This is a genomic window from Polaribacter sp. OB-PA-B3, assembly GCF_054589375.1.
Map to the genome: position 1 here is coordinate 560,102 of NZ_BAAIIX010000002.1, position 14,678 is coordinate 574,779.

Sequence of the window (14,678 nt, forward strand, 5' to 3'; positions counted from 1 at the left end):
TAATAATTGTAACATTTTCTACATTTACCCTACTTATTAAATAACTAACCTAATTACAAAAGTGCAAAAAGATTTAGAAGCTAAATTTTTAGTAGACTTTGAAACGAATCAGAATATTGCGCATAAAATTTGTAGAATTTACACTACAAACAAAGATGCACATAACGATTTGTTTCAAGAAATAACCATACAAGTTTGGAAAAACTACCCAAAATTTAGGGGAGATTCTAAATTTAGTACTTGGATGTATAGAGTAGCGTTAAATACTGCAATTTCATTATATAGAAAATCTACCCGAAGAGTAAAAACTCAAGATTTTAGTGATGTTGCCTTTAAAATTAAAGCTACAGATTATGATGATACCGAAGAAGTGCAATTAAAGGCACTTTACAAGGCGATTCATAGGTTAAATGATATTGATAAAGCGCTCATTTTTTTATACCTAGAAGATAAACCGTATAAAGAAATTTCGGAAACATTAGGAATATCTAGTGTAAATGCAAGAGTTAAAATGAATAGAGCAAAAGAAAAATTAAAAAACATTCTAAACCCATAGACCATGGATTTATTAGATAATTATAAAAAAGCCTGGAAAAATCAACCAGAAGAAGAAAGTAAATTTTCTACAGTAGAAATTTACAAACTTGCACAATCTAGATCATCATCTATTGTGAAATGGATTTTTATTATTGGTATTTTAGAATTTATAATTTTAAATTCTATGTATTTTTTTGTTGATATGGATGAAGCTTATGATGAGTATAAAAAATTAGGTTTAGAAAACTTTGTCTATTATTCACAAATATTAGCCTATTTAATAATTTTCTATTTTTTGATAATGTTTTATAAGAACTACCAAAAAATTTCAACTTCTGATTCTACAAAATTGTTGATGAAGAAAATTCTTAAAACTAGAAAAACAGTTAGAAATTATATGCTTTTTAATTTAGGTTACATGGCATTATTGCTAATAATTGTTTCCGTTGCTAATATCAATTTAAACATTGATGATTTATCAAGAAAACAAATATTACTTATTGTTTTACTTACATTAGTAGTTACAATAGTAGCTTTAGCCATTTTATGGTTATTTTATCAATTACTTTATGGATTTTTATTGAGAAAACTAAATAGAAATTATAAAGAATTAGCTAAATTAGACGGTAACTTATAAAATAAATACTATGAAAAAGATTTTTTTACTTGTTTGCCTAAGTATGTCAATGGTTTCATTTTCTCAAAAGTCAGATTTTTGGGATAATGTACAATTTGGTGGTGGTGTTAGTTTAGGCTTTGGTAGCCAAACTACCATTGGTATTTCACCAAGTGCAATTTATAATTTCGATAACGGTTTTGCTTTAGGCGCAGGTTTAAATTATTTGTATTCAGAAATTAACGACTTCTCTACAAGTGTTTATGGTGCAAGTATTATTTCTTTATATCAAACAAAATTTGGAGTACAATTATCTGGCGAATTTGATTACAATTTTGCGAATCAAAAAGATCAATTTGCATCTGTAAATACAAATTTCCCAGCACTACACTTGGGTGTTGCTTACAACCAAGGTAGATTTGCTGTCGGAATTAGATATGATGTTTTATATGATGAAAATAAAAGTGTTTTTGCTTCACCTATATCGCCTATAGTTCGTTTTTATTTCTAAAAATCTTTTAATTCTCTTAATAGAATTTTATGCATCTCATTGGTATAATCTAAATGAGTTACAATTCTTATTTTACCTTCTCCCATAGGAGTTAATAAAATATTTTTATCTTTCATTTTAGCTATAAAGTTGTCTGCACCAATTTCTTTATCAACATAAAAAATAACAATATTTGTTTCTATTGTTTCTACTTTAGTGATGTACGAACTAGTTTTTAGAACTTCTCCTATTTCTTTCGCTTTTTGATGATCTTCTGCCAATCTATTAAAGTGATTGTCTAAAGCATAAATTCCGGCAGCAGCTAAAAAACCAACTTGCCTCATACCACCACCCAATAATTTTCTTAATCTAAAAGCTTTATCAATATCTTTTTTAGGACCTAATAAAATTGAACCAATTGGCGCTCCCAAACCTTTAGACAAACAGATAGAAATAGTATCAAACAATTGCCCATATTGTTCTGGAGTTTCATTTTTAGCTACCAAGGCATTAAAAAGTCTTGCACCATCTAAATGAAATTTTAAATTATTATCTTTTGTTACTTTTTTAATTTTTTCTAATTCAGTAAAATCCCAACAAGCTCCACCTCCTTTATTTGTTGTATTTTCTATACAAACCAATTTATTAAATGGTAAATATATTTGTGGTTGTGTACTTGCTACTTCTTCTAGTTGTTTTGCGGTAAACATACCTCTATCACCATCAATTAATTTACAAGTCACACCAGAATTAAATGCAACTCCACCGCCTTCATAATTATAAACGTGTGCATATTTATCACAAATTAATTGGTCTCCGGGTTGCGTATGCAATTTTATTGCAGTTTGATTTGCCATTGTTCCAGAAGGAAAAAACAAAGCTGCTTCCATACCAAACATTTTAACAGCTTTTTCTTGTAATTTATTCACTGTCGGATCCATATTAAAAACATCATCACCAACTTTTGCGCTCATCATTGCTGCCAACATTTCTTTTGTTGGTCTAGTTACTGTATCTGAAATTAAGTCTATTATCATTTATTGATACTTTTCTATTTTTAATTATAACCACTTCCAATAGGAGAACCATCAGGAATTTGTGGTGCCTTTGTTTTTTTAAATGATGTAGGATTTTTCTTATAATCTTCAATCATTTTTATCATTCCAATATCATACATTTTTTGAACTCCACTAGAATTTCTGTTTTCTAAAATAGTTTTAATTTCATTTAATTTAAAATCTACAATTGCATTTACTTGGTTGTATTGATTTTTATAGGAAGCTAAGTAAAATAATTGCTCTAAAACCTTACTATTTATTATGTTTTGTAGTTCTCTATAATAATTATTATTAGTATTTCTTTTTATGGTTTTAACTATTAACGCATCTATTAATTCGTCTAAACCTAATTGATTATTATTTAAACTTTTATGAACAACTAATCTTGATGCTCTTTGAGGGTTTAACAATAAGTTTAACGTCATTTCAGAAGCTGTTTCTACTGCTCCGAAAGCATCAAACTCTGCACCTAATTTACTTTTAAAAGATTCTCTTGTACGACCATACCCCATAGCTCTTGGCGGAAATAAAGCTAATTTTTCTTTCGGAATTGCAATTTCATTGACATTTAATGTTGCTAAAACTGCTTGTAATGCAATTCTTTCTGTATCACCAGAAACACGTTTAACTACAGTTTGGTTATCCCCCTTAACAGCATAACTATACTCTAAACCTCCAATTAACTTAACCGTAGCTTCTGTTTGAAATCTGTGGAAAAAATATAGAGGTACAAAAACATCTTCTAAAACAGAATATGGTTGATTCGTTTTAATATTATCTACAGAAAAATTATCTATTGCTGCTTTTCTAATTTTAAGTACATTATATAATTCATCATGAATATTACCTCCATTATCCCACAAATGTGCAGATGAGCTTGCACTTCCTTGAGGTCTTGCATCAGAATCTGATAAATATTTTAGGCCATTTGCAGATGCATTTTCTAAAATTTTATTCAAATTTTGCTCTTCATTTTCTAAAAAATCTTGATAAAAATAAGCGACTGTAACTTTGTCCCATGCTCCTATTTTATCATCATAAGCTTTAGAAAAATCAATTTTACCGTTATTTAAAGAAAACTGCGGATGTGGATAATCCATTACAGAAGCTCTACCGTTTGTACTTGCAGCAAAATTATGTGCAAAACCTAAAGTGTGACCAATTTCGTGTGCAGATAACTGTCTAATTCTTGCAATTGCCATTTGCAAAGCAAAATCATCTTCTGATGTATTATTTTTATAAGGTGCTTGCAAAGCTTGCGCTATCAAAAAATCTTGACGAATTCTTAAACTACCTAAACTCACATGACCTTTTAATATTTCTCCTGTTCTTGGGTCAGAAATACTTCCGCCATAACTCCAACCCCTTGTAGATCTATGCACCCATTGCACCATATTGTACCTAATATCTAGCGGATCTGCACCTTCTGGCAACATTTTCATTTGAAAAGCATCTTTATATCCAATTGCTTCAAAAGCTTGATTCCACCATCTTCCGCCTTCTAATAAAGCCGAACGAACAGGTTCTGGAGTTCCTCGATCTAAATAATAAATTATGGGCTCTACCGCTTCAGACACTGCAGCTTTTGGATTTTTCTTTTCTAATCTGTGTCTATAAATAAACCTCTTTGTAATCGATTCGTTTACAGGAGTCGCATAATCTAAATAAGACATCGCATAACCTCCAGATCTCGGATCAAATTTTCTTGGTTTATAATTATCATCAGGTAACTCTACAAAAGAATGGTGCTGATGTACCGTAACTGCACTAGCATCTGGTGTTACACTTCTAATATTGTAACCTCTTGCTGTTCCTTTAAAAGTTAATAAAACATCAAATTCTACATTTTTAGGAAACGCTTTGGTTCGCTCTAAATTAAAAGCAGATTTACTTTTATCTAAACTATAACTACCTTGATTATTTCTTGCAAGAGTTCTTGCAACACCATGTGCATCTCTCATAAAAAAAGAAGTTGCATCAACTAAAAACTTACCTTCTTTTTCTTCTTTAATTACAAAACCATGTAAAACAGATTTAGCAAACGCTTCTTTTACAGATTGCTTTTCTTCTTTATTACTTGTTATTGCTCTAAAATCTAAATTTGGCTGTACCAATAATAATTTATTACCCGCTTTTTTAAAATGTACAACAACTCCGCCGCCCAATTGCCCACGATCTAACCCAATATCATTAGAACCAACACCTTCCGAAAGAGAACGAATATATAAAAAATCTGAATCTAATTTTTCTATCTCAAGGTAAATTTTATCTGAATTTACATCATAATAATAAGTAAAATAACCTTCGTATTTGGTAATTCCTTTTTGCAATTTATCTCCTTTCTTATCAGTAAAAAATTGAGAAAATCCATCAAAAGAAATCGTAATAAAAAAAAGAATAAGTAGTAGTTTTTTCATGTTTGGTATATTTTCTATAAATCTATAAAATAACTATCAACTTTTAAAACGAGAAATCTTAAAATTTCATTTATTTTTGCTTTACATATGGTTACACAAGAACAGTTAAAAGACATAGCTACAAGAATAGATAAATTAAAATCTTATTTAGAAATTGATAAAAAACTCATTGAAATAGCCAATGAGGAAGAAAAAACTGCAAACCCAGATTTTTGGAACAACCCAAAAGAAGCAGAAGTTTTAATGAAAGAGTTAAGATTCAAAAAGAAGTGGGTAGAAGATTATAATAAAACCATTTCTTTATATGAAGATACCAATGTGTTATTTGATTTTTTTAAAGAAGGAGAAATAGATGAAGATGAGGTGATTACTCAGTTTGAAAAAACAAGTACTTTTTTAGAAGATTTAGAGTTTAAAAATATGCTTTCTGATGAAGGAGACTCTTTATCTGCAACCATTCAAATTAATGCGGGTGCTGGCGGAACAGAAAGTTGCGATTGGGTAGAAATGTTATCGAGAATGTACACAATGTGGGCAGAAAAACAAGGTTATAAACTTAAAACTTTAAATTATCAATCAGGAGATGTAGTTGGCATAAAAACCATAACTATAGAAATTGAAGGTGATTACGCTTTTGGTTGGCTTAAAGGTGAAAATGGTGTACATCGATTGGTTAGAATTTCTCCGTTTGATTCGAATGCTAAAAGACATACAACATTTGGTTCTGTGTATGTTTTTCCGGTTGCTGATGATTCTATTGAAATTGAAATTAATCCTGCTGATATTGAAATTGTAACGGCTAGATCTAGTGGTGCAGGTGGACAAAATGTAAATAAAGTTGAAACGAAAGTACAACTAACTCATAAACCAACCGGAATTCAAATTTCTTGCTCTAACTCTAGATCTCAACACGATAATAGAGCTACAGCTTTAAAAATGTTAAAATCTCAGTTATATGAAATCGAGTTACAAAAACAACAAGCAACGCGAGACGAAATAGAATCTGGAAAATTAAAAACAGAATGGGGTAGTCAAATTAGAAATTATGTTATGCATCCTTATAAATTAGTAAAAGACGTTAGAACAGGTCATGAAACTGGTAATGTAGATAATGTAATGAACGGCGATATCAATCCGTTTTTAAAATCTTATTTAATGATGAACGGACAAAAAGAAACCTCATAAAAAGCTAACTAAATTATGATAAAAATATATCACAACCCTCGTTGTTCTAAATCTAGACAAGGTTTGGCAATATTAGAAGAATCTAAAAAAGAATTCGAAATAGTAAAATATTTAGATGAAATTCCATCAGAAAACGAATTAAAAGCTATTATCGAAAAATTAGGCATCTCTCCTATTCAATTAGTAAGAAAAACAGAAAAAATCTGGAAAGAAAATTTTAAAGGAAAAGAACTTTCTGATGATGAAATTGTTACAGCGATGGTTAAAAATCCTAAACTAATAGAAAGACCAATTGTAATCAATAATAACAAAGCTGTAGTTGGTAGACCACCAGAAAATATTACTACTATTTTATAGTTAAAAGATGAATTAATATTTCTTTAACTTTTCTTTAACTGAGTTGGATTAAACTATGAATGATTTTTATAGTCTTAAAATAAAAAACCCAACTCAGTTTTGATAAAAAAAATTACATTCTTTATTTGTTGTTTATTTACTATTTCAACAACATTCTCGCAAAGCAAGGACGCTGCAAACACAATTAAAATATTTGGTAAAGTAGTAGACGCTAAAACTAATCAACCTTTAGAATATGCTACTATTATTGTAAAAAACACTAAAACAGCAAAAGTTTCTGGAGGAATAACAGATCTAGACGGAAATTTTTCAATTAAGCTACCAAAAGCAAATTATCAAATTAGCGTAGAGTTTATCTCTTTTAAATCGATAAACTTTCCGGCAGAAGAAATTACATCTAACAAAAATCTAGGTACAATTAAATTAGCAGAAGATACCAGTAGCTTAAATGAAATTGTAATTGTAGCAGAAAAATCTACAGTAGACATTCGTTTAGATAAAAAGATTTACAATGTTGGTAAAGACATGACGGTTAAAGGTGGTACAGCTTCTGATGTTTTAGACAACGTACCTTCTGTTGACGTAGATCCTGAAGGCGCAGTAAGCCTTAGAGGAAGTGAAAACGTTAGAATTTTAATAGACGGTAAACCATCTGCTTTAATTGGTTTAAATGGTGCAGATGCCTTAAGACAGTTACCTTCTGATGCAATAGAACGTGTAGAAGTAATTACATCTCCATCTGCTAGATATGATGCTGAAGGAACCGCAGGAATTTTAAACATTATCTTAAGAAAAGGAAAAGCTGTTGGTTTTAACGGGTCTGTAAATGTTACTGTTGGTGATCCGCAGAACTACCAAGGAGCAGTAAATTTAAACATGCGTACAGAAAAAATTAATATTTTTTCTAATTTTGGATATAATGATAGAAAAGCTCCCGGAAATTATTTAGCAGATATTACTTATTTATCAGACGGTGCAATCGATAGTTTAAGAACCGAAAAAAGAAACTTTGATAGAAATCGTGCTGGTTTTAATGGTAATGTAGGTTTAGAGTATTATTTAAATGATGATAGTTCTATTACGGGTACTGTTTTTGTAAGAAGTTCTAATAATAACTCTTACTCTACAAATAATATTAGTTCTTTTGATTCTTCTGGAAACAATTTGTATAACTCAGTAAGAATTCAAGATGAAGATGAGAAAGATGAGTCTTTACAATTCTCTTTAAATTATGCTAATAATTTTAATGATAAAGGTCATAAACTTACTGTTGATTATCAGTACAACGCTAGTAACGAATTTGAAAGTGCAGATATTTTTGACACAAATTTAGAGTTTAATTCAACAAAAGAGATTTCTGTAGACAATTTATTTCAGGCAGATTATGTTTTACCTATTGGTGAAAATGCACAATTTGAAGCTGGTTATAGAGGTAATTTTCAAGATTTAACTTCTAACTATCTAGTTATTGCACCTAATTTAGATTCAAGATTTAATCCGTCTAATAACTTAGAATTTACTCAAAACGTAAATGCTTTTTATACTCAATTCGGAAACAAGATTAATAAGTTCTCATATTTATTAGGTTTAAGAGCAGAAATAACTGCTATAGACATTAATCTTTTAACAACTCAAGAAAATTATAAGAAAAGATTTACAGATTTTTTTCCTACAGTAAATTTAGGTTATGAAGTGAATGATGACCAAAGTTTTACTTTAGGGTATAGTAGAAGATTAAGAAGACCAAGGTCTCGTTTTTTAAATCCGTTCGAAAACAGAGCCAGCGAAACTGTGATATCTAAAGGTAACGTTAATTTAGATCCAACTTATACGAATTCTTTTGATTTAGGTTACTTAAATCGATGGGGAAAATTAACATTAAACTCTTCTATCTATTATCAGCATTCTACTAACAATATTGTTAGAGTTAACAGAGAGGAAGTTAGAATTATCAATAATAAAGAAACAAATGTATTAGTAAGAGAACCTATTAACTTAGCTTCGGAAGATAGAATGGGATTCGAATTTAATGCAAATTATAATCCTTCTAGAAAATTAAAGCTTTCTGGTAGTTTTAACTTTTTTCAGTTTGAGACAAACGGAGAATATACTTATGATATAACAAACCCTACAACCAATACGGTTACAAATATTACACAAAATTTTGATGCTAAAAACACTTCATGGTTTACAAGGTTTGATGCTAGAGTAAGTTTGCCTTTAGATATCGAGTGGCAAACAAGATTATTCTACAGAGGACCAAGAAGTGATGCACAGAGCGATACAGATGGTGTTTTTTCTGCAAACTTAGCTTTTAGTAAAGATATTTTAAAAGACAAAGGTACATTGGTATTAAATGTTAGTGATGTTTTTAATTCTAGAAAATATGTAACAAACGCATTTGCACCAAGTAGAGAAAATCCTACAAACATTTCGAATCAAACATTTCAATGGCGTGTACGTCAGGTTTCTTTAAACTTTACATATAGGTTTAATCAAAATAAAAGTCAAAAAGATAAAAACCAACAACAGAGAGATGATGATGGTGGCGGAGACGAATTTTAATAGTAAATGCTCAGAGATTTATAAAAACTCTGAGCATTTATTTTCTAATTAAAATATCTAATCTTTTAGAATTAAAAACAAAAAAACTCGTTCAAATTAATTGAACGAGTTTTTTAATATAATTAAATAAAAAGACTACTTTCCTTCAGCAGCTTTTTTTGCATCACTTTTTAATTTGAAATTTTCCCAAATAGTTCCACCAATCCAATAAGGCACTACAAATGTTAATAAGAAAATTAACAACCAAAAACCAGCTGTAAAAATAAACATAAATAAAACTAAACCTGAAAATTGTGAAAAATCTAACATTTATATATTTTGAAAAATTATTACAGCAAAAATAATACTAATTTTTAAAATTTACTATCAAAAATTATTTTTTTTCAATAGTATTTAATGGTTTGTTTTATTAAGATTAAGCTTAGTTTTTGTAAATTTGCATCATCTAAAATCAAGTTAAAATGTCAAAATACAGAATAGAAAAAGACACAATGGGAAACGTAGAAGTTCCTGCAGATAAGTATTGGGGAGCACAAACACAACGTTCTCGTAACAATTTTAAAATTGGTGCTGCAGCTTCTATGCCATTAGAAATAGTATATGGTTTTGCATATTTAAAAAAAGCAGCAGCTTTTACTAATGCAGAGTTAGGAGTTTTAGCTACAGAAAAAAGAGACTTAATTGCACAAGTTTGTGATGAAATTTTAGAAGGTAAATTAGATGATCAATTTCCATTAGTTATATGGCAAACAGGTTCTGGTACGCAATCTAACATGAATGTAAATGAAGTAATTGCAAACAGAGCTCATGAAATAGCTGGTAAAGTTATTGGTGAAGGAGAGAAAACAATTCAACCAAATGATGATGTTAACAAATCTCAATCTTCTAATGACACATTTCCTACAGGAATGCATATTGCTATATACAAAAAGATAAAAGAGATAACAATACCAGGAATTATTAAATTAAGAAATACCTTAAACGACAAAGCAGTTGCGTTTAAAGATGTAGTTAAAATTGGTAGAACTCATTTAATGGACGCTACACCTTTAACTTTAGGTCAAGAGTTTTCTGGTTATGTCGCTCAATTAGATTTTGGTTTAAAAGCATTAGAAAACACTTTAGCACATTTAAGTCAATTAGCTCTTGGTGGTACAGCAGTGGGTACAGGATTAAATACACCTGCAGGTTATGATGTTTTGGTTGCAAAATATATTGCAGAATTTACAGATTTACCATTTGTTACTGCCGAAAACAAATTTGAAGCTTTAGCTGCTCATGATGCTTTAGTTGAAACACATGGTGCTTTAAAGCAAATTGCCGTTTCTTTAAATAAAATAGCAAACGATATACGTTTAATGTCCTCTGGACCAAGATCTGGAATAGGAGAAATTATTATTCCTGCAAATGAGCCAGGTTCTTCTATAATGCCAGGTAAAGTAAATCCTACACAAGCAGAAGCAATAACAATGGTTTGTGCGCAAGTTATGGGTAATGATGTTGCCGTAACAATTGGAGGTACGCAAGGTCACTATGAACTAAATGTTTTTAAACCAATGATGGCGGCAAATGTTTTACAATCTGCACAATTAATTGGTGACGCATGTGTTTCTTTCGAAGAAAATTGTGTTACAGGTATCGAACCAAATCACTCTAGAATTACAGAGTTGGTAAACAACTCTTTAATGCTAGTTACAGCTTTAAATACTAAAATAGGATATTATAAAGCTGCAGAAATAGCAAATACTGCACACGCCAACGGAACAACACTAAAAACAGAAGCAGTTCGTTTAGGTTATGTTACAGAAGAAGAGTATGACGAATGGGTTAAACCAGAAGAAATGACTGGTAGCTTAAAATAAATTTGGAATTACAAGAATTTAAAAGCTGTAATTAATTTTGCAGCTTTTTTTTGGCTTAAAAAATAATTATAATTAAAGTTAATGAAGATGACAAATCACGAAGGATTTATGAGTGAAGCAGTAAAAGCTGCATTAAAAGGAATGAGTAACAATGAAGGAGGACCTTTTGGTTGTATTGTTGTAAAAAATGGTGAAATTGTAGGTAGAGGAAACAATAAGGTTACTTCTACAAACGACCCAACAGCACATGCAGAAGTTACGGCAATTAGAGATGCATGCAAAAACTTAAACTCTTTTCAGTTAGATGGCTGTATTGTTTACACATCATGCGAGCCTTGTCCTATGTGTTTAGGTGCAATTTATTGGGCAAGACCTGATAAAGTTTATTATGGAAGCAATCAACAAGATGCTGCAAATATTGGTTTTGATGATGAATTTATTTATAAGGAAATTCCGTTACCTTATGACAAAAGAAGTATCCCTTTTGAGCAAATTGGTAGAGAAATTGCTTTAGAACCTTTTCAAAAATGGTCTGAAAAAGAAGACAAAACCGAATATTAAATTAAAAAAAACCGAAGCAAACTAAGCTTCGGTTTTTTTATAAATATCTTTCTTTAATAATATTTACATGATGTAATTGATGTCCTGAAAATAAATATCCTAGTGCCCTGACTGAAATTAAGTTTTTAGAAGCAATTCCTTTTCTTAAAAGAGCTTCTGGAGTAAAACTTTTAAACATTTGAATAGTTGATTTTCTTAAAACATCCATTTCTGATAGTAACTCATAAAAATCTCTATCATTTGCATTGTCATTATCAACAAAAATATCTTGATCAAAACCTGGTAATTCGGTTTTATCATTTCTAGCAAAACATAATGCTCTATAACAAAACACTCTTTCTGTATCTATTATATGTTGTATAAGTTCTTTTAAAGTCCATTTACCTTCACTATAAGCGTAGTTATGTTTTTCTACAGGTAAATTCTCTAATAAATTATAGAACTCCTTTTGAGATGCTTCTAAATTATCAACTATAGACATCTCCTCTACAGAAACTAACTGCATATACTGTTCAAAATAAGGCGCGTATTCAGATTTAGAAATCATTTAGTAAACTATTTTTTAGGTTTAAAAATATTAAATACTCTAGACATAAAACTAGTACTTTCTTCATTTTCGTGATAACCATAACCATATTTACCATAACCGTAGCCATAACCATAGCCGTAACCATAACCATAGCCATAACCGTATTTGTTTTTGATAGAGAAATCATTTAAAACATAACTAATATTGGCTACTTCTTTATTTTTATACTTATCATCAATCATTCTCATCATACCTCTTTCTGTATAATTTTGTCTAACTACGTATATTACAGCATCAGAATGTTTAAATAATTCTAAGGCATCAGAAACTAAACCAACCGGAGGCGTATCAATAATTACATAATCGTAATCTTTTTTTAACTGTTCTATCATTTCATCCGCAGCATTACCTAACAATAATTCTGATGGATTTGGAGGTATTGGTCCTGATAAAATCAAATCTAAGTTTGGTATTTTTGTTGGTGTAATTACTTCATCTAACGTTTTTTGCTTAATTAAGTAATTAACAATTCCAATATCATTTGGTAAATCAAAATCGTCATAAATTTTGGGTTTTCTTAAGTCTAAACCTAATAAGACAGTCTTTTTACCACTTAAAGCAAAAACAGTAGCCATGTTTATAGAAATCATTGTTTTACCTTCTCCACTAACAGAAGAAGTTAAAATAAGGGTCTTAGAATCTTTATTACTAGCATCTTTAAACAAAAACTGAATATTAGATCGAAGGGCTCTAAAAGATTCTGCAACCGAAGATTTTGGTCTTTCAAAAACAGCTAAATTATTATTACCAGCATTATTACCAACTACACCCAAAACAGGTATTGAATAATTATTTTGAATTTCTTCTGCAGTATGAATCTTATTATCTAAAATTTCTCTAATAATAATATAAAATAAAGGTAAAATTCCACCCAACATTATAGCTACTAAATAGTTGAAACTTGGTATTGGATAATTTGGTCCTTGCCCTAAATCTTTGGCGGTATCAATAATTTTTACATCAGAAACATTTGCGGCTATCGCTGTACCAGCTTCATACTTTTTCTGCTTTAAATAGTTATAATTTGCCTCAGATAATTCGTAATCTCTTTGATAAGACAACAAACCTTGCTCTTTCTTAGGTAGTTTTTTCTTTTGAGATTGATATTTATTTAAATTCGCATTTAATTTTCTTAATCTATTGCTATTTACCTGCTCTAAAGAAGAAATATTTTCAAGTAAATTATTTTTTATAATCTCAATCTCTCTAGATACTTGTATAACATCTGGGTGGTTGTCTTTTGCAAGGTTTCTTAAACTTTCTCTAAAACTAGATTTTGTAACTAAATTATTAATTAATTCTGCTATTTTAAGATCTTCAATTTGTAGTGATGCAGGGACTAAATTGTCTCTATTATATTTATTATTAGATTTTAAATAACTTTTTAAATTAATTAAATAATCTCGGTAACTTAATAATTGTTGTTTTTCTTTCTCGATACTAATAGCTTCTCCAAAAATTTCTGTTCCTTGTGTAGACAAATCGAAAATATTATTTTTTTCTCTGTATTCACCTAATTCTTTTTCTAGTTTGATTAATTTTAATTCTTCTTCTTTAAACAGAGTATCTATGTAAGCTCTCGTTTTAACCGCATATTCGATTTTCTGAATTTGCTTCACAGAATCTAAAACTTTTACCGTTGCATTTAAATAATCTTCTAACCTCTTTTTATTAACACCATCTTTTCGTAGTCTTAGCATCGAGGCTGCATTAGTTATAGTACTTACAGAAACAGCTTTATTAGCACCTACAGTGCCATCAAAGCTAGCAAACTTTATAAAAAACTGTTCTCCAATATTAAAAGGTGCAATTTGTTTTATTTTAAAACTGAAAAAAGGAGTTTCAATTAGTTCGTTAACACTATATTCTTTTGCAAAATTGGACTCTGATGATGGCAAACTTGAAACTGTATTCGTTTCATAATTAATTACAGCATTATTTCCTGAATCATTGAAATCAAATGAAAGTTCAAATGTTGTATTACTTTTAAATTCAATTTTTATTAATTTATTAAGTAATTGAGGTTTTGTAGTATTTAGGTTTACAATAAACGGAGTATAACCATATTTATCTTCTAACCTAAACTTACCATCTTGTAAGTATTGAATATAAAAATTTAGACGTTTTACAACAATTTCATTATGACTTCTAGATTGCAGAATAACTTTTACAGTTTCTAATTCATCACTAGACCCACCCCAATTAAACGCAATATTTGTTCCAGTAGAAAACAACGGATTGTTTTCTTCTTTTACAGAAATAACAGTATCTAAACTAAATTTTTTCTGTAAGTAACCATTCATAAATTTGGCTACAATTAAACAAATAATTATTGTTACTAAGAATAATTTCCAATAAGCCAATACTTTAAATAGATAGTCTTTGACATCTATATTTGCTCCACTGTTTTGAACGCCTTTAGATTGATTATTCATAGTAAT

At 29.5% G+C, this 14,678-nt stretch carries 13 protein-coding genes; 8 read left to right on the top strand and 5 right to left on the bottom strand.

The window, feature by feature from the left end:
• Window positions 1-61: 61 nt before the first annotated feature.
• Genes ACYPV9_RS06355 through ACYPV9_RS06365 form a run of 3 tightly spaced genes read left to right on the top strand, consistent with a single transcriptional unit; the run spans window position 62 to window position 1,664 of the window.
• Window positions 62-556 (top strand): RNA polymerase sigma factor, encoded by a 495-nt coding sequence (locus ACYPV9_RS06355; protein ID WP_077809560.1) that lies wholly within the window; start codon window positions 62-64, stop codon window positions 554-556.
• Window positions 557-559: 3 nt separating this feature from the next.
• Window positions 560-1,174, top strand: coding sequence for a hypothetical protein (locus tag ACYPV9_RS06360; RefSeq protein ID WP_299059692.1), 615 nt, complete (start codon window positions 560-562; stop codon window positions 1,172-1,174).
• 10 nt (window positions 1,175-1,184) lie between these two features.
• Entirely contained in the window at window positions 1,185-1,664 is a 480-nt protein-coding gene (locus ACYPV9_RS06365; RefSeq protein WP_459742410.1) for a hypothetical protein, read from the top strand.
• On the opposite strand, the gene ACYPV9_RS06370 is transcribed toward ACYPV9_RS06365, so the two are convergent.
• Together ACYPV9_RS06370 and ACYPV9_RS06375 are read right to left on the bottom strand one after the other, a co-directional pair.
• Entirely contained in the window at window positions 1,661-2,680 is a 1,020-nt protein-coding gene (locus ACYPV9_RS06370; protein ID WP_459742412.1) for a threonine aldolase family protein, read from the bottom strand. The two genes, ACYPV9_RS06365 and ACYPV9_RS06370, sit on opposite strands and share 4 nt — an antisense overlap.
• Before the next feature lie 20 nt (window positions 2,681-2,700).
• Window positions 2,701-5,118, bottom strand: coding sequence for a zinc-dependent metalloprotease (locus tag ACYPV9_RS06375; protein WP_459742414.1), 2,418 nt, complete (start codon window positions 5,116-5,118; stop codon window positions 2,701-2,703).
• A gap of 87 nt (window positions 5,119-5,205) precedes the next feature.
• Here ACYPV9_RS06375 and prfB point away from each other — a divergent pair, with 87 nt between their 5' ends.
• The 3 genes from prfB (at window position 5,206) to ACYPV9_RS06390 (ending at window position 9,225) form a co-directional block, all read left to right on the top strand.
• A complete protein-coding gene (prfB, locus tag ACYPV9_RS06380) occupies window positions 5,206-6,303 on the top strand; it encodes a peptide chain release factor 2 (RefSeq protein WP_459742416.1) in 1,098 nt (365 codons plus the stop codon).
• A 15-nt stretch (window positions 6,304-6,318) separates the two neighbouring features.
• Entirely contained in the window at window positions 6,319-6,660 is a 342-nt protein-coding gene (gene arsC, locus ACYPV9_RS06385) for an arsenate reductase (glutaredoxin) (protein WP_299059678.1), read from the top strand.
• Window positions 6,661-6,759: 99 nt separating this feature from the next.
• Window positions 6,760-9,225, top strand: coding sequence for a TonB-dependent receptor (locus tag ACYPV9_RS06390; RefSeq protein ID WP_459742419.1), 2,466 nt, complete (start codon window positions 6,760-6,762; stop codon window positions 9,223-9,225).
• 135 nt (window positions 9,226-9,360) lie between these two features.
• Here the strand turns inward: ACYPV9_RS06390 and ACYPV9_RS06395 are convergent, their stop codons facing one another.
• Complete coding sequence (locus ACYPV9_RS06395; RefSeq protein WP_299059673.1) at window positions 9,361-9,534, bottom strand: hypothetical protein; 174 nt, start codon at window positions 9,532-9,534, stop codon at window positions 9,361-9,363.
• Window positions 9,535-9,686: 152 nt separating this feature from the next.
• Here ACYPV9_RS06395 and fumC point away from each other — a divergent pair, with 152 nt between their 5' ends.
• Both fumC and ACYPV9_RS06405 read left to right on the top strand, forming a co-directional pair.
• Window positions 9,687-11,087, top strand: coding sequence for a class II fumarate hydratase (gene fumC, locus ACYPV9_RS06400; RefSeq protein ID WP_459742421.1), 1,401 nt, complete (start codon window positions 9,687-9,689; stop codon window positions 11,085-11,087).
• An 87-nt stretch (window positions 11,088-11,174) separates the two neighbouring features.
• Window positions 11,175-11,648 carry a nucleoside deaminase gene (locus ACYPV9_RS06405; RefSeq protein WP_459742423.1) on the top strand — a complete coding sequence of 158 codons (474 nt, stop codon included), beginning with the start codon at window positions 11,175-11,177 and terminating at the stop codon, window positions 11,646-11,648.
• A gap of 37 nt (window positions 11,649-11,685) precedes the next feature.
• On the opposite strand, the gene ACYPV9_RS06410 is transcribed toward ACYPV9_RS06405, so the two are convergent.
• Window positions 11,686-12,195 carry a DinB family protein gene (locus tag ACYPV9_RS06410; RefSeq protein ID WP_299059664.1) on the bottom strand — a complete coding sequence of 170 codons (510 nt, stop codon included), beginning with the start codon at window positions 12,193-12,195 and terminating at the stop codon, window positions 11,686-11,688.
• An 8-nt stretch (window positions 12,196-12,203) separates the two neighbouring features.
• Window positions 12,204-14,672, bottom strand: coding sequence for an exopolysaccharide transport family protein (locus tag ACYPV9_RS06415; protein WP_459742426.1), 2,469 nt, complete (start codon window positions 14,670-14,672; stop codon window positions 12,204-12,206).
• Window positions 14,673-14,678 lie beyond the last annotated feature (6 nt).